This window comes from Sulfurovum sp. MH2-6 (genome assembly GCF_058374785.1).
Genome location: NZ_CM178170.1, coordinates 859,560 through 878,952 on the forward strand (window position 1 = coordinate 859,560; position 19,393 = coordinate 878,952).

Here is a 19,393-nt window from a genome sequence, read left to right on the forward strand (position 1 = left end):
TAATGATAAAAACAGTTGATAATTTTAATGGTTTAGCAAATATTGATAAAACATTAAAACAGTTAGAAAATTATAACCTTGATTCATATTCTTGTGAGATAGTTAAAAAATATAAAAATCAAGAACTAGTAGTTAGTCTAAAGGACTATAAAAATGAAAAATATCCAAACAACACATTTTTTTCATTTTTCAAAGATGAAGAAAAAAAAGATGATAAAAATGAAGATGATTTAATTATCTCTGTTAAAAAAAGTAAAAATCATGATGATGAAGATATTTATCTTGTTCAAACGGGCAACTATGTAGGAAAGTTTGTTTGGCAAGGTCATGTGATAGATATAGAATCAAGATTTTCAAATATATTTCTAGAGCGTATGCTTAATTTTGCCAATGATATTTTTCTTGATGATGTATCTGTAAGTGGTAAGGAGACTAAAAACGATTTAAACATTTCAAAATATATCATCTACTATATGTTTGTACAAAACCTTGAAAAAGCTTTTTTGCTTGGTCTTCCAAAAGCGTATAGAAGTATTAATCACCATGAGATGAAACTCAAAGGTAAAATTGACATAAACAGATTTATCAAGCATGATATACCTTTTCAAGGAAAAGTCTCAAGTGTAAGTCGTGAACAAAAAGAGATACAAGAGGTTATCGATGTACTTTATAAGGCTGTAAAGATAATAGATAAAAACAATGAAGCCTTTACAAAAAACATATCTAATATTAAAACACATATCAAACAATACAGAAGCAACAACTATGTGTCAACTGAAACTATACGCAAAGCACTCCAAAGCAAAGCACTTCAAAATCCTATCTTTACGCCCTATAAAAAAGTACTTGAATATGCCAAGTTTATAATACATGACAATAATATTCAAGAGAAAGAAAAGGGAACAAATGAAACCTATGGTTTCTTGGTAAATATGGCTGAATTATTTGAGATTTATATAACAAAATTGCTACGAAATAAATTTCCAGATTGGGATATAGATTCTCTACCGTTACGGTTAGATAAGGAATTTGGCGATAGTTATCTATATAGTAGAAAAATCATACCTGATATAACTATGATTCATAGGAATGGTAAAGATGTGATGGTATTTGATACCAAGTATAAAAGAATGAAATTTAATGAAATCGCTGGTAACGGTGTAGATATAGATAGATGTGATTTCTTTCAAATAAATACTTACATGAATTATTATAACAATCAGGAAAAATATAATTTACTTGTGGGTGGCCTTTTGTATCCTATTGAAGAAGATTTTGATAATAGATTTGATGATGATGGAAATGAATTAGACCATACGAAAAAAAAAGCCCATACAAATAGTTGGTTCGGGTCAGATATTAAATTTGTTATTGATGGTATTGATCTATCAAACCTAAATGAGAATTCAAATATATTAGACTTTGAAAATAAATTTATTAAAAGGATTAAACGACTAATAAATCAGACATAAGACTATCAAAGAATGAAATTGTATTTACGGAGCCAAACGCTCGATCCTCCACTCTTCTGCCTCTTTGGTGTAGAGGATACGGTCATGCAGACGGCTGGGTCTTCCCTGCCAGAACTCTATCTGCTCGGGTATGACCCTGTATCCTCCCCAGAAGTCCGGCAGCGGGACATCCCCTTTGGCGAACTTCTCTTTCATCTTTACGATCTGCATCTGCAGTGCTTTACGTGAAGTGATCACGCTGCTCTGGTCGCTCACCCATGCACCGATCTGGCTGTCACGTGATCGCTTCATAAAGTAGGAAAGTGACTCTCTTGTCGTTACTTTTTCGCAGGTTCCAAGGATGCGTACCTGACGTTCCAGCTCCAGCCATAGGAACTCGACGGCTACTTTTGGATTATGTGCGATCTCTTCGGCCTTGACGCTGTTGTAGTTGGTAAAGAAGACAAAGCCTTTTTCATCAAAAAGCTTCAGGAGTACGGCTCTGATATTCGGTTGTCCATGCTCTCCTGTTGTTGCAAGCAGCATGGTATTGGGGTCTTTAATCTCTGAATTGACCGCTTCAGAGAACCACTGTTCAAAGAGAAGATAGGGATCTGAGGGAACGGTACTCTCATCGAGTTTCCCTCTCATATAGTCTGTACGCATATCCTGCAGATCAAGCATGGTTCACTCCTTTTCCCACTCTCTTTTTGAAGTACTCCAGTGCTTCTTGTGAAGCCTCTTTGTGGACGACCATCGGTTTGGGGTAGTTCTCTATATGATATGATAGCATGAATGTCTCATCATGGATCTGTTTGGCACTTAAATTCGCAACTTCAGGTACCCACTCCTTGATATAGATCGCCTCTCTGTCAAATTTTTTGGATTGAAGCCAGGGGTTGAAGATACGGAAGTAGGGCTGAGGATCGATGCCGGTTCCTGCACTCCACTGCCATGAGAGGATATTGGATGCGGCATCGTAGTCCAGGAGATGTTCGGCAAAGAACTGCTCGCCCCATTGCCATGGCAGCAGCAGGTCCTTGGTGAAAAATGAAGCGCAGATCATCCGTACACGGTTGTGCATCTGGCCTGTCTGCAGCAGTTGCCGTACTCCGGCATCGATGATCGGCACTCCTGTTTTCCCCTGACAGAATGCCTCAAACTTCTCCTGATCCTCTATGCCGTTAAAAGAGTACCTGTGGTTCTTCCACGAGAGGTCCGGAAAATGGTAGAGGAGAGAAGCATAGAAGTCACGAAAGATCAGTTGTCTTAAAAAAGGTTCGGTATCGACGCCCCGTTTTTTCTGCTCGACCAGAAAATGCAGCAGTTCTCTTATGCCTAACACTCCAAAACGAAGCTCCAGTGAGAGGTTGGAGGTTGCATTCAGGGCAGGGTAGTCTCTCTTTTTTGCATAGGTTTTAAGTTTCTCTCCCAGCAGTTCCAGCTTCTCTTCAAGGCTTGGGATATCGGGCTTATTTTCAACAAATCCCAGTGATCGCAGTCTCAGCGGTAGTGATCTTTCAGCACTACCTTTGATCTCGGTGATCTCATCATATCGTGCAGATAAGAGCGTTTGCTCATCAGGTCTGTAGTGATGGAGGTGTGTTTTTCTGAAGAGTGATCTGGCTCTGTTGTAAAAGGGGGTGAAGACGAGGTAGGGTGTCCCGTCATCCTTGAGGATCTCATCAGCTTTGAAGATATACGTATCATGCAGGGCGTTGAAAGGGAGAAGCATCGAAACCTGTCTGTCCCGCTCTCTGGCATAGCTGTCGTAATCCCCGCTGGCAGCCACTTCATCAAAACCCTCTCTCTCCAATACTTTAAAGACATCCACAGGATCACCGCAGAAGATCTTGAGGTCAAGTCCGAGTCCCTGCAGTGACTCTTTGAGATGCTTGAGCCGGTTGAAGATATAGGTGACACGTCGATCCTCTTTTGCAAGCGGCTCCAAGATGTTGGTATCGAAGATAAAGATCGGCAGTACTTCTCCGCCTAAAGAGAGCAGCGGATTGTCCGTCACTCTCAGATCCCGCCTGAACCAGAGTATCCGTCTCATTTCCCGCTTCTTATATCGGATCGGAGGGCCAATGCTTTGGGGTAGGGGTGAAGGAACTTCTGTCCTGTCAGGTAGGTGACGCCATATCCCTTTGCAAGCATATCAAGCGTGCTTAGCGGTGTAATAAGCGGAACAATTTTTTTCGCATAATCCTCTATCTGTTCATGGAGGGTCTTTTTCTCTACCTCACTGATCGATTTTTTGAGAAAGCCTGCCATATGTTCCAGTACATTACGTGTCTTTCCTATAGAGCTTTTGTGTGCAATGGTCTCTTTGAAGCGCGTTTCATACTCAGCCAGAAGCTCTTCAAACGCCTCTCCGTAACGGTTTGCCACAATGTTCCCCAGCTCTCTGTAGCTTTGATCATCTTTTGACTGGAGCATGAATTTATAGCTTTGATGGAATGCTACCAGCTCTTTCATTGCAGGTTTAGAGGCTTTAAAGGTCTCAAAATCATGGTAGGCAAAGAGCTGCATGATAAAGTTCTCCCTGAGCCACGGGTCCTGAAGTCTGCCTTCCTCTTCTATAGGCAGGAGCGGAAACTCTTTCTGACACATCTGTGCAAAAACACCGCTCCCTTTCTTCTCGGCATATCCGTTGGGCCGGTAGAGTATGGTACTCCCCAGACCGCAGCTGGGTGATTTGGACTTGAGTATGATCCCGCAGAGAGGCTGCTTCGCGATTCTCTCCAGTTCCTCTTTTGAGGTTTGGGTGAGTTCTGCTGTCATATCTTTGGAGGTTTTATTGTTTTGCACGATAATGCCGTCGGGATCATTGACCAGTTTGATAGAGTCCCTGGGGGTTCCAAAGGCAAGATGTTCAGGGCAGAATGAAATAAACTCGGCATAGTGACCCAGTGCATCGGTAATGAAACCATCACGTTTATGTCCTCCGTTGTGACGTATATTCTCTCCTAAGAGGCATCCTGATACAGCGATATACATTACGGCTCCTTTTCCTATATTATAGTGAAAATATCAGAGGGTTCGTAGGGATGAGATAGAGAAAGATGAAAATAGCATGAGAACTTTTTTGCTCTTATAATATCTTCCACCAAGGCAGCTTCTGAAGTCCTACCAACGGGATTTTTCGGGGATCAATCGGTGAAGAGTCGCTATCGCCTTCTATCCGGTAGCCCAGATATTCATTGAGTGCGGCATTCCCGAGATCCAAAGGGTCAAAGTTGAAAGGAGAGTAGTTCTCCTTCTCCGGATCACTGAAGAGGGGATGTCCTTCTGACCAGTAGAATTTTTCAAAGGGCTGTTTGGGACCGATATCCTCGAGGAGTTCCCGGTCAGGACCGGATATACTTAGCGATCTTACAAGTCTGCCGTTTTCCCATATCGCATAGGCAAACCACTCAGCGACACTGTGCATGGCAAAGAGATAGAGTGTGTTTCCCAGATCGGTGTTGATCAGAGAGTGGGGAAGCTGTGAAGGATAGTCCAGTGCGACAGCATCAGAAGAGATGATCGACATGCCGGGGAAAGATCCGATATAGAGTCTGTTTTTGGGTGGACTTGTAAAGAGCAGATTTCCGTCTTCAACGGGGATGAATTTTTTAGAAGGGAAAAGGGTGTTAGCCAGTTCTACAGAGATCTCACGGTTCAGTTTGGGTTGTGACTGTAAGATCTCTTTTGCATTGCCGTCAGAATATACCAGCATCCACGTTTTTGTATCCATCTCTTCCCACCTCTTTATATCCGTATAGTTTATCTCAAGAACCCTTTAATAGTGAAATGTTGTACGATAAAAATAATAAATTATTTCATCAAAAAGGACTTGGATAAACAAACAGCTAACACTCAATGCAAAAAGATGGCAGGAATCCTACTTTATTCTCCCAAATTGTCGGTAAAAATGCCGTTGACACCCCAGCTGAAGAGCTCTTGTTGTCGCGAAGGGGCATTGACCGTATAGACATTGACAAAGAACCCTGCTTCCCTTAAATTTTCTACCAACTCCCTGGTCGCGATCTTCTCCGCAGGATGATAGGCATCCACTTCCAGCGTGTGGAGGTAAGTGATGAGCTCCTTTTGATGTTTGTCTGCCTCTAATGCTGCAGTGGGGATGGAGGGAGCATATCTTTTGCAGAGGGGAAGATAGTGATGGTAAAAAGAGGATAGCAGTATCAACTGTGCACTCTGTGTCTTCTTGATGGGTGCGATGATCTTCTCAATGACGACCGAATCGGCGAACGTCTCTGACATATCCTTGATCTCCACATTTAAAAAGAGTGGTGCCTCTTTGGCAAAAGTGAGTGCCTTTTCCAAAGTAAGGAGCGGTTCATAGTTGCCGTCAAACCAACTTCCAAAGTCCAGTTGTTGGAGTTCCTGAAATGTAAAATCTGAGACTCTCCATGGGGCACGCGCTTCAAACGTTTTGATCTCTGAGATATTGCTGGTCCTGGCGAGTGTCTCATCATGGAGGATGACCGGTACCAGATCCTTCGTCAGCTCTACATCGATCTCTGCAAAGTCGCATTTTCCTACAGAAGAGACAAGGGCAGACAAGGTGTTTTCCGGTTTTTTCGAGCGGTCGCCTCTGTGGGCTGCGATCAGGTTTGGTTTTTTGAAGAGTTCCAGAAAGTTCATAATCTCTATTTTATCCAAAATAGGTCATGATGTAACTATGAAAAAGAGAAGCATCTATGCATGGGCATTGTATGATTGGGCCAACTCCGCCTACGTTACTACGGTCATCGCAGGGTTTTTCCCCGTTTTTTTCAAAGAGTACTTCAGCGCCAATGTCGATGCTACCGTCAGTACGGCACAGCTGGGGTTTGCCAACTCGATATCAAGTTTTCTGATTGTACTGATGGCCCCTTTTCTTGGCGCTATCGCAGACATCGGCGGGTTGAAAAAACGGTTCTTGTTCCTCTTCTCCTATCTGGGGATCTTGATGAGTGCTGCACTCTCGTTCGTCGGTGAGGGTGCATGGGAAGCAGCCGTATTTGTCTATATCATTGGCAATATAGGGTTTATGGGCTCCAACATCTTCTATGACTCGCTTTTACCTACCGTAGCCGGAGAAAAAGAACTTGATCGTGTCTCAGGGCTCGGTTTTGCACTGGGGTATCTGGGAGGAGGGATCCTGTTTGCTCTGGATGTATGGATGGTTCAGAACCCGGCACTCTTTGGTCTGGAGAGTATGGAGGAGGGAGTAAAGGTCTCCTTTCTCTCTGTTGCTTTATGGTGGATGGTCTTTTCCCTGCCGCTCTTTCTTTTTGTCAAGGAGGAGAAACCGGACAATGATTTCAACGCAGGCCGACTTGTTACAGAGGGGTACCAGAGACTGAAAGGGACGATCAGAAAAGTCGTACAGTTTAAGGGACTGGTCTATTTTTTGGTGGCTTATTGGTTCTACATCGACGGGGTGGATACGATCATACGTATGGCCGTTGATTACGGCATGGCGATCGGGTTTGAACCAAAGCACCTGATCCTGTCACTTCTGATCGTTCAGTTCGTCGGTTTTCCTGCCACACTTCTTTTTGCCAAACTGGGCGAAAAGTGGGGGACGAAAAAAGCGATCCTCTTAGGGATAGGTATCTATCTCATTATCACACTTTGGGCAGCTGTCATGGAGGAGGTACATGAGTTTTACCTCCTGGCGGTGATGATCGCACTGGCACAGGGAGGGATACAGGCACTGAGCCGCTCCTACTATGCACGGATGATCCCGGATGCCTATGCTGCGGAGTTTTTCGGGTTTTACAACTTTTTGGGAAAGACCGCTGCGATCCTTGGACCGTTGTTGATCGGTACGGTTGCACTCTTCACAGAGAGTTCGAGGGCAGGAATCATTTCGGTTGTGCTCTTTTTTATCGTCGGTGGGATCATGCTGCTGCGGGTAGATGAGAAAAAAGTAGCAAAAGAGGTAAGGTCCGCACTTGGCTGATCATCTTTGCAGAGGATCTCTTTTCATCTCTTTCTCTATCGCTCCTTTGACCTTCTCTGTCAGCGCTTCATAGCTCAACCCCTCCGGATAGATCGGATCCAGGTACTTGACGACCACAGGGGAAGGTCTTGGGAAAAGTCTTCCTGCGGGCAGGGACTCGAAAGTACCGTCAAGGACGGTAGGAACGACAGGTATATCAAGTTCTATAGCGAGTATCGCAAAGAACTTTTTGAACTCCAGAAGCTCCCTGTCGCGTGATCTGGCTCCTTCCGGAAAGACCACAAGGTTCTGTCCCTGTCTGAGCGGGACGGCACTTTTCTGCACGGAGGCTTTCAGGTCTTTGTTGACATTGATCAGAACGGTTTGGGAGTTCCGTATGATCGGCCGCATTATCTTTGTACCGAAGACCATCTCGAAAGCCAGGAAGAATGTTCTCTTCAACACACTGTAGGGCAGGGCCGCGGCGAGGATAAAGCCATCAAGCATGCTCTGGTGGCTGGGTGCGATGATACACGGTCTTTCGGGAATCTTCTCCACGCCTGATATCTTCAATGAAAAGTAGAGTCTGTAGAGCGGTAAAAAGAGTGTTTTATAGACCAGGATAGGCAAGGGTGAAGTGTGAAGATCAAAGTCGATCTTTTCATCAAGGATTGTTCTCCAGCTGATAGAGGCAAAGCGGAGTTTCTCTTTTTTCTCTCTGACATAGCGGCTCAGTTCAAGCATCACCATCATCTGGGAAAAACGGGCTTCATCGACGGTGACCCCGAAGCTTTTATCGATGAAACTGAAAAGCTCTATATAGTTGAGTGAGTCAAGATGCAGGTCAAGTTCCAGGTGCGAGGAGGGGAGGATAGGCTCTGCAGTGAGTGTCGAGAGAAATCTTTTGATCGTCTGGTAGACTTCATCTTCGGGTTCCTTTTCGCTCTCCCGCTCCTGTGACCTCTGTTCCCTCAAAAAGCTTTCAAGTTCGGATCTGTTGATCTCGCCGTTGTTCTTTTTGGGAAGCGGGGATCGGACGATCTGATACCCTTTGATCTTCCGGCCGCTTTCGGCCTTGATATTATAAAGCTCTACGGCATACCATCTGATCTCATTTTCAATACGTATCAGATTACGCCTCTTTGCCTCTTCAAGATCGGGGTAGATCGCTGCAAAGAGCTGACCCTTATGGATAAAGACCGCTACCTCTTTCACGAATTTTGAGATCTTCATTATGGTCTGTTCTATCCTGGAAAGATCGATCTTCTCTTGACTCTTCATACCCTTATGATATCTTTTTTTGGCTGATTTCACTTGACATTTGATCTACTCTATAAGGGATAAGATAATACGAATTCCATTCTTTTTCTCCCCAAAAAGCTGTTCTTCCGACACCGGATATTGCAGTGGTTTAACGGTCATTGTCGGGGTAGGGATGCTGTGCACCTCTTTTGTCTCTGATAGAGCGATTAATGATCTGATAAAATGAAATTGATTATAATAAAAACATAGCGTATGCAGAAGAGGGAATATTCCAAGGAGGGGCCCGGATGAAAAGAGAAGAAAAATCACCATGTACCAGAAACCATAAAACCGGAAGCAAAACGGTTCCTTCCAATGCGGTCAAACTTAATGAGGTAGAAGTAGACCCGCACGATCCAAACTTCCCTACAGGTATCGATGTCGAAGCGGGTGTTGCCTATCTCTTCCTGGCCGAAGGTTGCTGGAAAGATTGGTTCAAAGTGTGCGGTCCAAACGGCTGGGGACCGCGATGGAACCCTTTGACCTGTTGCAACCGTATCAGATGGCAGCCGTTTTTCCTTTTATGCGGGAACATCGGCAAGGATGACACTACGGCATTTGGTATCGGGGATAGACATATCTGGAGAGCAACACCGGAGGTCAACGAATTAGAGGACCGGCAGCTCTATCTGTTTGCCAATGACTGGAAAAAGATGTATTGGAACAATCACGCCTTAAAACCTGAACAAGGCGGCCCCTTGAAGGTAACGATATTCCGCCTTCAACAAGAGGAGGGATAGGCAGATAAAATAGGAGGTTTCCCATACCCACTACTTTATCCAACGGATGATGCGTGCTATTGTCCAACAAGGTGAAGTGAGTACAAATCTCCTTTATCCGGAGAGTTTTCGTAAACACTTCCTGATCGCTCCCATGAACTCATCAAGGTCTTCCGGGGTTCGGGAGGTGATGAGGTTCCTGTCTATCACTACTTTTTCATCCTTATAGATGGCACCGGCCTCTATAAGTTCCTCTTTGATGCTTTGATACCCCGTGACTTCCCGTCCCTTTAAGAGCCCGGCCGAGATGAGTATCTGCGGTCCGTGACAGATCGCTGCCACAGGTTTACCCTGTTCAAAAAAGTATCGGGCTATCTCCAGGGCTTTGGGTTCTTTACGCAAGGCGGAAGGTGCTTTGCCTCCGGGCAGGATCAGGATATCATAGTATTTGGGCTCCACTTCCTCCAGGCTCAGGCGTGCCTCCAGTCGCAATCCGTGTTTTCCTGTGATACATCCCTTTTCAAAAGAAGCGATATCTATGTCCAAACCGGCTTTGAGAAGTGCGTGAAAAGGTACAGTCAGCTCAGAGTCTTCAAAAAGATCTGCACTGATGATCAGAGCTTTCATTTTTTCTCCTTTACCTCTTTTATAGATCTTGTTTCCAGTATAGCATGATTCTATTTCAAAATGGTATTTTCAGAGTGATGGTGAAGAGGCGGAGTGCTATAGAGCTCTTCAAGCAGGTTTAAAAGCGGTAGAAAGAGCATCTCCACCTCGGAAAAATCTATGCGTGCCTGGTTGGGAAAGAAGAAATGGCTGTTACGGTTTCTTCTGGTACGGATAATAATATAAAACATTTTCGAGATCAGCGCTGTACGCTCGGGATCGATCGGGATCTTCGGAAAGAGCTCACTCTCTGCACTTCTCAGGGCGGTACTGATCGTACCCGTATTGATCTCTGCAATATAGATGATCTGCATCTCTTCGAGTGTTTTTTGAAGCCAGGGATTTGTATCTGCAGTGACCCTTTCTCCATATTCTCCATGGGCCCTTCTTCTGAAAAAAGGGATATGATGCTTGAGCAGAGAGGCTTTGAGCAGTATTTCCGTTGCAAGCGAGAGGTTGCGCCAGAAATCGACCACTTCAAAAGGTTTCTCTCCAAAGGAGGCATCAAGAAGCACAAAAGAGCCGTTTTTATAGCCAATGACATTTTGAACTGTAGCCAGGTGTATCGCATAGTGGTGGTTCTCCTGTGCGATATTGCTGATATCGATGCTCATTCTACGCTCTCCTTTGTCACCATACCAGATCTTTATCAGGTGCGGTGATAGTTATGATAATGAGATTCTGCTAATGTTTAGATAAAGTCGGGCGGCTCTTTGTAGGGAAAAGTATGGCAACTCCAATAGGAGTTGCACGGTGAAGTTCGGATGGTGATTGTAAAGCTTTTTTAACTTAAAAGCGTATGCTCTATAAGGATTTTTGCACCAATACCGATCAATACAATACCACCTAAAAGTTCTGCTTTGCTTTCCAAAAATGCCCCGCCGCGTGCACCCATGAAAACACCGACATAACTGAAAACAAAGGTAGTGAGTGTGATAACGATAATGGAGGTTGCGATGGAACTCTCCATCAGTGTCAGGGTAAAGCCTGCTGCCATAGCATCGATGCTTGTAGCAATAGCAAGGATAAGTAGGACTTTGTTGGTAATGACCGAGACCTCTTCTTCAACCGGTTCACCAAAACTCTCATAGACCATTTTTGATCCGATCAGTGCAAGCAGTACAAAGGCAACCCAGTGGTCTATCGACTCGATAAAACTTGAAAGGCCGACTCCGGCAAGGTAACCGATAAGCGGCATGAAGCCCTGAAAAAAACCAAAGAAGAGTCCGACTTTGACAGCCAGTTTTTTGGTATCCGATGTAAGCTGTTTGGCTCCCAGTCCAAGGGATACAGCAAATGCATCCATACTGAGTGCCACTGCCAAAATGAAAAGTTCAAGCATACTCTAGAGCCTTTTTTAGATCGAATCATACAGCAGATTCGCTTTCAGAAAAGGGTTGAAACCAATGCCTGGTGGATATTAATCGTGTTTCAGGAAGATGTTAAATCTATTTTATCCATTACTCTGCCGTATTCACTTTGCGTCCGGCATAGTAGTCGATCTTCCATGCGTCATCCTCTTTTGAGAAGTACAACACTTTATCTTTCCCATCTTCTTTGAAATGGACCGTTTGTCTCTCCTCTCCATTCTCGAGGTTTGAGGTGATCTCTATCTGGGGATTTTTCTGCCGTGAGAGCAATTCTTTGGAAAGCTTGGTTTCTACTTCCTGAAGAATCTCCGGCGTTTCCAGCTCTTTGAGTTGAGATTTGAAGAGCGGATCCTTCAGTGCCAACTTCAGTCCGAAGCTCTCCAGCGTCATACAGTATGATCTCCACTCCATGAGTGTTTTCACTTCCGAAAGGTCACCTCTGTAGAGTGCCTGATAGTAAGCGATCACGATATCTTTTGGCTCTTTGGTTGGCATGAAAAACGATCCTTTTTGGTATTAGGCTCTTGCAATGGCTGTTTGGAATGCATCGAGGTGATTATAACTTCCCTCTTTCAGATTGTCAAATACATTTACCACATCACTCGGCATCCCTTTTGCAGCCTCTTCCAGATCATCGATATCTGTAAGTTCGATCAGCTCACCGATTTTAAGTGCATCCAGTTTTGACTCTTCCCCAGTGCTGACACACGTATCGTAGAGCTCCTGAAGTACAGGCAGTACAAATTCGCCTACATGACTCTCATCGACACCTGAGATATCCACACCGTACTTCTCACAGAGTCCTCTTGCTGCATCCATATGTCTCTGCTCTGAAAGCTGAATCGAAGCGAAGGTGTTCTCATCTGTATAGATATTGCCAAGTGTGATATAGACATCTCTTGCTACCTTCTCTTCCTGATAGATAAAAAAGAGTTTGTCTTTTTGTGCTTCAGTCAATGTTTCTGTTGTAGAATTTCTTCTCGGACCTTTCGCATATGCTGAAGTTGAGAGCAGTGCAGCACCGCTGATACCTGTTAACATTACCTTGGATAAAAAGTTTCTTCTGTTTTTTACTTCCATTCTTCTTCCTTTTGTTATTTTTATAAGGATGATAAGTATAGATTATTTTTGTTAAGGAAGTGTTAAATTTGTGTTAGATTTGTGTTAGATTTTTGAACAGAGCCGAATGTATGTTTTTACGACTATTGTAGTACAATGACTATATTGGCATTGAAGAGCTAGGTTTGGAGAGAACAGGCTTTGCTTTGAAACCGGCAGAAAGCAACGATAACGAAGAAAGCAAGGATCACAAAGTCTGTAGGGGTGGCGTTTCAAAAACTCAGACTGCAGAATGCAAAAGTGGGAAAATCGAAAGGTTTTATAGATGAACAGATTGTTTAACCCGAGGACGGTTGCCCTTATCGGGGCTTCCGAGAAAGAAGGTTCGGTTGGAAAGGCTATCATGGAGAATCTGCTGGATTCGAAAACTATCCAGTTGTTTCCTGTGAATATAAAAAAAGAGAAGGTATTGGGGTATACCTGTTATGATGATATCTCCAGTGTTCCCGAAACCGTCGATCTGGCGGTTATCGCCATCCCTGCCAAGAGAGTACCCGGGGTCGTGGAAGCATGCGGGAAAGCCGGTGTATATGGAGCAGTGATCATCTCTGCCGGATTCAAAGAGACCGGAGAGACAGGGGAGGAGCTTGAAGCCCAGATCAGGGATCTTAGAGAAAAATACGGCATGCGTATCATGGGACCGAATTGTTTGGGCATGATCCGTCCCGGTATTGGGCTGAATGCATCTTTTCTTCAGTGCAGTCCGAAAAAAGGAGAGATCGCCTTTATCTCCCAAAGCGGTGCCCTGGGAAGTGCGGTGCTTGACTGGGCAGTTGATACGCATGTCGGCTTTAGTATGTTTGCCTCTCTGGGATCCATGCTGGATATTGATTTCGGCGATCTGATCGATTTTTTGGGTGAAGATCCTCATACCCGAAGCATCATGATCTATATGGAAGGTGTGGGGAATGCCAAAAAGTTTATGAGTGCTGCGAGGGGGTTTGCCCGTAATAAACCTATTATTATCATTAAACCGGGCAGGTTCAATGAAAGTGCCAAGGCAGCATTGTCCCATACCGGCAGTATGGCCGGAGATGATGTCGTCTATGACGCAGCATTCAAAAGAGCAGGTGTCGTAAGGGTCAAAGAGATCGGTGATCTATTCAATGCTGCGGAGGTACTTGACTCGAAACGTCTTCCCGAAGGACCGGGGCTGGTGATCATCACCAACGCCGGCGGTCCTGCCGTTATGGCAACGGATACCCTGATAGAGCTGGGCGGAAAACTGGTGGATCTCTCTGATGACTCCTTTATGAAGCTTGATGCGTGTCGGCCCCCGTCCTGGAGCAAAAACAACCCGGTTGACGTTCTGGGTGATGCCGATACTGAACGATACCTCAATGCCGTGGAGATTTGCCTGAAAGACCCGGAAGTAAGCGGCATTATGGTGATCTATACACCTCAGGGCGCCTCCTCGCCCATCGCGCTTGCCAATGCGCTTTCTGAGATAGCCGTGAAAGCTTCAGTTCCGATCGTCACTGTCATGATGGGCGGCCGTGAGGCAGATAAAGGACGGGAGGTTTTTTTGCAACATGATGTTCCCTCCTATGAAACACCGGAAGAGGCGATCAAAACCTATATGCATATGTATCATTATGGTAAGAACCTTGAACTGCTCTATGAGACCCCTGCAGAGTTTTCCATCGATCATACACCGCCCAAGCACCACTTGAAAGCGTTGATCAAGCGTGCGATCAGAGAAGGGCGGATGATCCTCTCGGAAGCAGAGTCAAAGAGTTTTCTCAAAGATTACGGGATACCGATAGCAGAGACATATGTTGCAAAAGATATTGAAGAGGCTGTAAGTCAAGCAGCAACCATCGGATATCCTGTGGTTTTGAAGATCTCTTCTTCCCGAATCACACACAAAAGCGATATGGGCGGTGTGATCACAGGCATCGATTCAGTGATGCAGTTGAGAGAAGCGTACCGCACAATGATAAGCAGGGTAAAAGAGGCCTATCCTGCTGAGGAAAACATCTCTGTATCCGTTGAGAAGATGGTAGAGAAGGTGGATTACGAGATCATGCTGGGTGCCAAAAGGGATAAGGATTTCGGTATGGCGATTCTTTTCGGTATGGGCGGAACTTTGACAGAGGTATTCAAAGACTTTTCCATTGCACTTCCGCCGCTCAACCAGACACTTGCCAGAAGAGTGATGGAGACTACCCGGGCATACCAGATGATTCAAGGGTTCAGGGGGAAAGCTCCTGTCGATATGGATCAGCTGGAGCAACTCATTGTCAATTTCTCAAATCTGATCATTGATTTTCCGGAGATCAGCGAGGTTGATATTAATCCTGTAGCAATTTCTGAGGGGAGATGCTGTGCACTGGATGCGCGGATCATTATTGATACACAGTATACCGACACTGCATCGACATATCCACACCTTGTCATTACCCCCTACCCGACGAAGTATATCATGCCCTGGAAGATGGCAGGGGGAGGAGAAATCTTGTTGAGACCGATCCGGCCTGAAGATGAACCGTTGGAGCGGGAGATGTTGAGAACGTTATCAGATGAATCGTTAAGGTATCGTTTTTTCAGGGTGATCAAGAACATCAGTCATGAGATGCTGACACGCTTCTGCAACATAGATTATGATCGGGAGATGGCTATCGTCGCTGAAGTGAAGGAGAATGGAGAAAGAAAGATCATAGGAATCGGAAGACTGATCATCGAGCCTGATTTTAAACAGGGGGAGTATGCGGTTGTTGTGCATGACACTTATCAGAGAAAGGGCATAGGGTATAAACTGGTCGATATGCTCATCGGTATCGGGCAGGAGAAGGGATTGGAGAAAATATACGGCATGGTTCTGTTGGATAATAGGGGTATGCTGAAAATATGTGAGAGGCTGGGTTTTACAGTGAAGCAGATGCCGGATAGAATGACCGAAGTAGAATTGAGATTGAAATAGCAAGAGAAGAGGCATAATCGGCCCCTATACGACAGTACTATCTTCCTGGAGCGGAGAGGGCAAAGAACTTTTCTATACCGTACTCTTTGTTCTAAAGTTTTAAGTCGTGTAGATATGTTATTATTTTGACCGATGGTCAGTCAAGTGGCTTCAACCCTGAAAAGATCCTGTGAAGATCGAGGAGAGCGTATGTTAAAAAAGAGCATAAGAAATGGTATCTATATTGTATTGGTGATAGTCTTAGCCGCTGTTCTGTTTGCGGCACAACAGTATCTTAACCCATCTGATGAGTTGGAAGGCATTGCTTCCGGAAATGGAAGGATCGAAACGACACAGGTCAATATCACTGCGAAATATGGCGGAAGAATCACACATATCTATGTGCAGGAGGGTGATATGGTGAAAAAAGGTGCGTTGCTGGCTCAACTTGACACCAAAGAGCTTGAAGCACAGCTTATGGTCGCACATGCAAAAGTAGAGCAGGCGAAACAGAGTAAAAAGTATGCCGAAGCCGTTGTGTTGCAAAAAGAGAGTGATCATAGACAGAAAGAGAAAAACTACCGCAGAAGCAAGTCGCTTTTTGAGAGTAAAAGTATTTCACTCTTCAAGTTTGAGCAGGACGAGACGGCATTTCAGGCGTCTTCTGCGGCACTACAGGCTGCCAGGGCACAGGTAACCAGCTACGATGCTGCGATCCAGGCGGCAGAGGCACAGGTGGAGACCATCAAGGTCCAGATAGAAGAGAAAAGTCTCTATGCACCGGTATCCGGGAGGGTACTCTACCGGCTTGTCGAGGAGGGGGAGATGATCGGAAGCGGAGGACATGCCCTTGTGGTACTCAATCTTGTCGATACCTATATGACGATTTTTCTCCCTACCTCCCAGGTGGGGCTGATCGATATCGGTTCAGAGGCTAGGATCGTTCTGGATGCCCTGCCGGATATCGCCATCCCATCGAGAGTGAGTTTTATCTCTCCGGAGGCACAGTTTACCCCCAAAGAGATAGAGACCGCCAGTGAAAGGGAGAAGCTGATGTTCCGCGTGAAAGTGAAGATCGATGCCCCGCTTCTGAAAAAACATATAGAGAAGATCAAAACGGGGCTTCCCGGGATGGCATATATCCGTCTTGATCGTGCAATGCCCTGGCCGGCAGCATTGAGCAGGGTACCAAAGACAGAAGATAAAGTGCGTCAGTAATGTCTGCGGTAGCCAAACTTTCATCGGTGACACACTGTTACGGTGAGGTGCGTGCCGTTGATCAGGTAACACTGGAGATCCCTGCAGGGTGTATGGTAGGCCTGATCGGGCCTGACGGTGTAGGAAAATCGACACTTCTGGCACTCCTCTCCGGTGTAAGAAAACTGCAAAGCGGGAGTGTAGAGGTGCTGGGGGTTGATATGGAGCATGCAGATAACCGCAGCTCGGTCTGTCCCCGTATCGCCTATATGCCGCAGGGCCTGGGAAAAAATCTCTATATGTCACTCTCTGTCTATGAGAATATAGAGTTTTTTGCCCGTCTTTTTGAGCAGAACAGGGAAGAGCGTACACGCCGTATCACTATGTTGCTGCAGAGTACGGGGCTTTTAAAATTCAAAGACCGCCCGGCGGGCAAACTTTCGGGAGGGATGAAGCAGAAACTGGGACTATGCTGTGCACTGATCCATGATCCCTCCCTTCTGATACTTGATGAACCGACTACCGGGGTGGATCCGCTCTCCCGCCGTCAGTTCTGGGCACTGATAGAGAGTATCCGTGCCAACAGAAAAGAGATGAGTGTGCTCGTGGCTACGGCATATATGGAGGAAGCGGAACGTTTTGACCATCTTATCGCAATGGATGAGGGGAAAGTGCTCTCTACCGGTACACCCCACGAGCTGCGTACAAGGACAGGGACAGAGAATCTTGACGATGCCTTTATCTCTCTGCTTCCCGAAGAGAAGCGCAGTGACCATAGGACTCTGACCGTCCCGCCTTTTGAAGAGCATGCGGATGCATTTGCCATTGTCGCCAAATCCCTGACAATGCGTTTCGGGGATTTTACTGCCGTCGATCATGTCGATTTCAGGATCAGGGAGGGGGAAATTTTCGGTTTTCTCGGCTCCAACGGCTGCGGCAAGACAACGACGATGAAGATGCTTACGGGGTTGCTGCCACCAAGCGAAGGAGAGGCATGGCTCTTTGGCAAGCGTGCCGATAGCCGTGACCTGGAGATACGCAACAATGTCGGATTTATGACACAATCCTTCTCTCTCTATACCGAACTGACCGTTTATCAGAACCTGCATCTCCATGCAGCGCTTTTTCATCTTCCTGCAGAGGAGATAGAACCGCGTATCGAAGAGATGCTTGTACGTTTCGACCTGAAAGCGTATGCCGAGGTTTATGCTGCCGGCCTTCCTCTCGGGATCAGGCAGCGTCTCTCTCTGGCCGTGGCGGTGATCCACAAGCCGAAGATGCTGATACTCGATGAACCGACTTCCGGTGTCGACCCTGTCTCTCGTGACAGGTTTTGGGGATTTTTGATCGATCTGGCGAGAAATGACGGTGTCACGATCTTTATCTCTACACACTTTATGAACGAGGGTGAGCGCTGTGACCGTATCTCTCTGATGCATCAGGGAGCAGTTCTTGACAGTGATACACCGGAAGCACTGACCCGAAAAAGGGGGAAGGAGACCTTGGAGGAGGCCTTTATCGATTATCTTGAGGAGGCAACACAGGAGAAGGTCAATGATGTAGAGATCCCCGTAGTTCACTCTCAGGAGAACAGCAGAAAGCGATCCTTCAGCCTACGGAGGCTTTTCGGCTACAGCTACCGTGAAAGCCTGGAGCTTATACGCGACCCGATACGTCTTGCTTTTGCCCTGGCAGGTATGGTTTTTCTTCTCTTTGTGATGGGATTCGGTATTACGATGGATGTGGAAGATCTCCATTTCTCTGTACTTGATTATGATCAGAGCCCCCAAAGCAGGGACTATATACGAAATATCTCAGGATCACGCTATTTCCTCGAACAGCCGCCTCTCCACTCACAGGAGGAACTGGACAGAAGGATGCAGGAGGGTGAACTGACCGTGGCCATCGTGATACCTCCCGGTTTTGAGAAGAAGATTCTGCGGGGAGAAGCAGTGGAGGTGGCTGCATGGGTGGATGGCGCCATGCCGTTTCGTTCGAAAACGATACGGGGCTATCTGACAGGGGTGCATTATGATTATCTTCTGCAGCGCATCAAAGAGACATTGGGGTATCTCCCCGCACTCTCCAATGTCGATGTCCAGGTGCGGTACCGCTACAACCCCGACTTTAAAAGTCTCAATGCCATGGTTCCTGCTGTGATCCCTATGCTGCTGATCTTTATCCCGGCTATCTTGATGGCACTGAGTGTCGTACGGGAGAAAGAGATGGGCTCTATCACCAACTTTTATGCTACGCCTGTGACGCGGCTGGAGTTCCTGATAGGGAAACAGATTCCCTATATCATCGTCGGTATGATCGGCTTTTTCGGACTGGTCGCGCTCTCTGTATGGCTCTTTGACGTGCCGCTCAAAGGGGATCTGTGGCTCTTTGCTTTTGCTTCGCTGCTCTATGTGACGGTCACTACCGGGATCGGGTTCCTTATGTCGGCATTTGCCAAAACACAGGTCGCTGCACTTGCCGGTACGGCGATACTGACGCTGCTTCCGACGATCAACTTCTCGGGACTGAAAGATCCTGTCAACTCTCTCGAGGGTGTGGGTGCCGTGATCGGTACTCTCTTCCCCGTGACCTACTATATCAATATCAGCCGTGGGGTCTTCAGTAAAGCTGTGGATATGGCCGGACTCTCTCACGACCTGATGGCACTTGCGATCGCGATCGTCGTGATCACAGCGGGGAGCCTGCTGCTACTCAAAAAGCAGGAGCGTTAG

The 19,393-nt window shown here is 46.0% G+C and carries 17 protein-coding genes; 6 read left to right on the top strand and 11 right to left on the bottom strand.

The window, feature by feature from the left end:
• The first annotated feature begins 2 nt into the window (after positions 1-2).
• Entirely contained in the window at positions 3-1,472 is a 1,470-nt protein-coding gene (locus tag AC4JOV_RS04265) for a 5-methylcytosine restriction system specificity protein McrC (RefSeq protein WP_229936384.1), read from the top strand.
• A 24-nt stretch (positions 1,473-1,496) separates the two neighbouring features.
• Here AC4JOV_RS04265 and pdxH read toward each other — a convergent pair whose 3' ends face one another.
• The 5 genes from pdxH to AC4JOV_RS04290 form a co-directional block, all read right to left on the bottom strand.
• Complete coding sequence (gene pdxH / locus AC4JOV_RS04270; RefSeq protein ID WP_229936383.1) at positions 1,497-2,135, bottom strand: pyridoxamine 5'-phosphate oxidase; 639 nt, start codon at positions 2,133-2,135, stop codon at positions 1,497-1,499.
• Entirely contained in the window at positions 2,128-3,507 is a 1,380-nt protein-coding gene (locus AC4JOV_RS04275) for a cryptochrome/photolyase family protein (protein WP_229936382.1), read from the bottom strand. Before AC4JOV_RS04275 ends, pdxH begins: the two co-directional genes overlap by 8 nt.
• A complete protein-coding gene (locus AC4JOV_RS04280; protein ID WP_229936381.1) occupies positions 3,504-4,451 on the bottom strand; it encodes a YbgA family protein in 948 nt (315 codons plus the stop codon). The genes AC4JOV_RS04275 and AC4JOV_RS04280 overlap by 4 nt, the downstream gene beginning before the upstream one ends.
• Before the next feature lie 94 nt (positions 4,452-4,545).
• The gene (locus tag AC4JOV_RS04285) at positions 4,546-5,190 is read right to left on the bottom strand and encodes a DUF6928 family protein (protein WP_229936380.1); all 645 of its coding nucleotides are present in this window, start codon (positions 5,188-5,190) and stop codon (positions 4,546-4,548) included.
• Positions 5,191-5,342: 152 nt separating this feature from the next.
• The gene (locus tag AC4JOV_RS04290; protein ID WP_229936379.1) at positions 5,343-6,101 is read right to left on the bottom strand and encodes a glycerophosphodiester phosphodiesterase; all 759 of its coding nucleotides are present in this window, start codon (positions 6,099-6,101) and stop codon (positions 5,343-5,345) included.
• 37 nt (positions 6,102-6,138) lie between these two features.
• Here AC4JOV_RS04290 and AC4JOV_RS04295 point away from each other — a divergent pair, with 37 nt between their 5' ends.
• On the top strand, positions 6,139-7,407 hold the full coding sequence (locus AC4JOV_RS04295) for an MFS transporter (RefSeq protein ID WP_229936378.1): 1,269 nt from the start codon (positions 6,139-6,141) through the stop codon (positions 7,405-7,407).
• Here the strand turns inward: AC4JOV_RS04295 and AC4JOV_RS04300 are convergent, their stop codons facing one another.
• Positions 7,408-8,667: a 1-acyl-sn-glycerol-3-phosphate acyltransferase gene (locus AC4JOV_RS04300; RefSeq protein ID WP_229936377.1), complete on the bottom strand. Its 1,260-nt coding sequence runs from the start codon at positions 8,665-8,667 to the stop codon at positions 7,408-7,410.
• A gap of 269 nt (positions 8,668-8,936) precedes the next feature.
• Between AC4JOV_RS04300 and AC4JOV_RS04305 the strand changes: the two genes are divergently transcribed.
• On the top strand, positions 8,937-9,428 hold the full coding sequence (locus AC4JOV_RS04305) for a hypothetical protein (protein ID WP_229936376.1): 492 nt from the start codon (positions 8,937-8,939) through the stop codon (positions 9,426-9,428).
• Between the two features lie 93 nt (positions 9,429-9,521).
• Here AC4JOV_RS04305 and AC4JOV_RS04310 read toward each other — a convergent pair whose 3' ends face one another.
• From AC4JOV_RS04310 to AC4JOV_RS04330, 5 genes are all read right to left on the bottom strand, one after another.
• Positions 9,522-10,034: a type 1 glutamine amidotransferase domain-containing protein gene (locus tag AC4JOV_RS04310; protein WP_229936375.1), complete on the bottom strand. Its 513-nt coding sequence runs from the start codon at positions 10,032-10,034 to the stop codon at positions 9,522-9,524.
• 50 nt (positions 10,035-10,084) lie between these two features.
• On the bottom strand, positions 10,085-10,687 hold the full coding sequence (locus AC4JOV_RS04315; RefSeq protein ID WP_229936374.1) for a hypothetical protein: 603 nt from the start codon (positions 10,685-10,687) through the stop codon (positions 10,085-10,087).
• Between the two features lie 170 nt (positions 10,688-10,857).
• Entirely contained in the window at positions 10,858-11,415 is a 558-nt protein-coding gene (locus AC4JOV_RS04320) for a manganese efflux pump MntP (protein ID WP_229936373.1), read from the bottom strand.
• 118 nt (positions 11,416-11,533) lie between these two features.
• Positions 11,534-11,938 carry a hypothetical protein gene (locus AC4JOV_RS04325; RefSeq protein ID WP_229936372.1) on the bottom strand — a complete coding sequence of 135 codons (405 nt, stop codon included), beginning with the start codon at positions 11,936-11,938 and terminating at the stop codon, positions 11,534-11,536.
• A gap of 21 nt (positions 11,939-11,959) precedes the next feature.
• Positions 11,960-12,523, bottom strand: coding sequence for a DUF2202 domain-containing protein (locus AC4JOV_RS04330; RefSeq protein ID WP_229936371.1), 564 nt, complete (start codon positions 12,521-12,523; stop codon positions 11,960-11,962).
• Between the two features lie 304 nt (positions 12,524-12,827).
• Here AC4JOV_RS04330 and AC4JOV_RS04335 point away from each other — a divergent pair, with 304 nt between their 5' ends.
• The 3 genes from AC4JOV_RS04335 (at position 12,828) to rbbA (ending at position 19,393) form a co-directional block, all read left to right on the top strand.
• Complete coding sequence (locus tag AC4JOV_RS04335; protein ID WP_491522188.1) at positions 12,828-15,485, top strand: bifunctional acetate--CoA ligase family protein/GNAT family N-acetyltransferase; 2,658 nt, start codon at positions 12,828-12,830, stop codon at positions 15,483-15,485.
• A gap of 189 nt (positions 15,486-15,674) precedes the next feature.
• Positions 15,675-16,682: an HlyD family secretion protein gene (locus AC4JOV_RS04340; protein WP_229936369.1), complete on the top strand. Its 1,008-nt coding sequence runs from the start codon at positions 15,675-15,677 to the stop codon at positions 16,680-16,682.
• Positions 16,682-19,393 carry a ribosome-associated ATPase/putative transporter RbbA gene (gene rbbA, locus AC4JOV_RS04345; RefSeq protein WP_229936368.1) on the top strand — a complete coding sequence of 904 codons (2,712 nt, stop codon included), beginning with the start codon at positions 16,682-16,684 and terminating at the stop codon, positions 19,391-19,393. Before AC4JOV_RS04340 ends, rbbA begins: the two co-directional genes overlap by 1 nt.

Excerpts from the sequence above, each read along its gene's own strand:
- AC4JOV_RS04265 (WP_229936384.1), top strand. The coding sequence starts at position 3 with ATGATAAAAACAGTTGATAATTTTAATGGTTTAGCAAATATTGATAAA.
- pdxH (WP_229936383.1), bottom strand. The coding sequence starts at position 2,135 with ATGCTTGATCTGCAGGATATGCGTACAGACTATATGAGAGGGAAACTC.
- AC4JOV_RS04275 (WP_229936382.1), bottom strand. The coding sequence starts at position 3,507 with ATGAGACGGATACTCTGGTTCAGGCGGGATCTGAGAGTGACGGACAAT.
- AC4JOV_RS04280 (WP_229936381.1), bottom strand. The coding sequence starts at position 4,451 with ATGTATATCGCTGTATCAGGATGCCTCTTAGGAGAGAATATACGTCAC.
- AC4JOV_RS04285 (WP_229936380.1), bottom strand. The coding sequence starts at position 5,190 with ATGGATACAAAAACGTGGATGCTGGTATATTCTGACGGCAATGCAAAA.
- AC4JOV_RS04290 (WP_229936379.1), bottom strand. The coding sequence starts at position 6,101 with ATGAACTTTCTGGAACTCTTCAAAAAACCAAACCTGATCGCAGCCCAC.
- AC4JOV_RS04295 (WP_229936378.1), top strand. The coding sequence starts at position 6,139 with ATGAAAAAGAGAAGCATCTATGCATGGGCATTGTATGATTGGGCCAAC.
- AC4JOV_RS04300 (WP_229936377.1), bottom strand. The coding sequence starts at position 8,667 with ATGAAGAGTCAAGAGAAGATCGATCTTTCCAGGATAGAACAGACCATA.
- AC4JOV_RS04305 (WP_229936376.1), top strand. The coding sequence starts at position 8,937 with ATGAAAAGAGAAGAAAAATCACCATGTACCAGAAACCATAAAACCGGA.
- AC4JOV_RS04310 (WP_229936375.1), bottom strand. The coding sequence starts at position 10,034 with ATGAAAGCTCTGATCATCAGTGCAGATCTTTTTGAAGACTCTGAGCTG.
- AC4JOV_RS04315 (WP_229936374.1), bottom strand. The coding sequence starts at position 10,687 with ATGAGCATCGATATCAGCAATATCGCACAGGAGAACCACCACTATGCG.
- AC4JOV_RS04320 (WP_229936373.1), bottom strand. The coding sequence starts at position 11,415 with ATGCTTGAACTTTTCATTTTGGCAGTGGCACTCAGTATGGATGCATTT.
- AC4JOV_RS04325 (WP_229936372.1), bottom strand. The coding sequence starts at position 11,938 with ATGCCAACCAAAGAGCCAAAAGATATCGTGATCGCTTACTATCAGGCA.
- AC4JOV_RS04330 (WP_229936371.1), bottom strand. The coding sequence starts at position 12,523 with ATGGAAGTAAAAAACAGAAGAAACTTTTTATCCAAGGTAATGTTAACA.
- AC4JOV_RS04335 (WP_491522188.1), top strand. The coding sequence starts at position 12,828 with ATGAACAGATTGTTTAACCCGAGGACGGTTGCCCTTATCGGGGCTTCC.
- AC4JOV_RS04340 (WP_229936369.1), top strand. The coding sequence starts at position 15,675 with ATGTTAAAAAAGAGCATAAGAAATGGTATCTATATTGTATTGGTGATA.
- rbbA (WP_229936368.1), top strand. The coding sequence starts at position 16,682 with ATGTCTGCGGTAGCCAAACTTTCATCGGTGACACACTGTTACGGTGAG.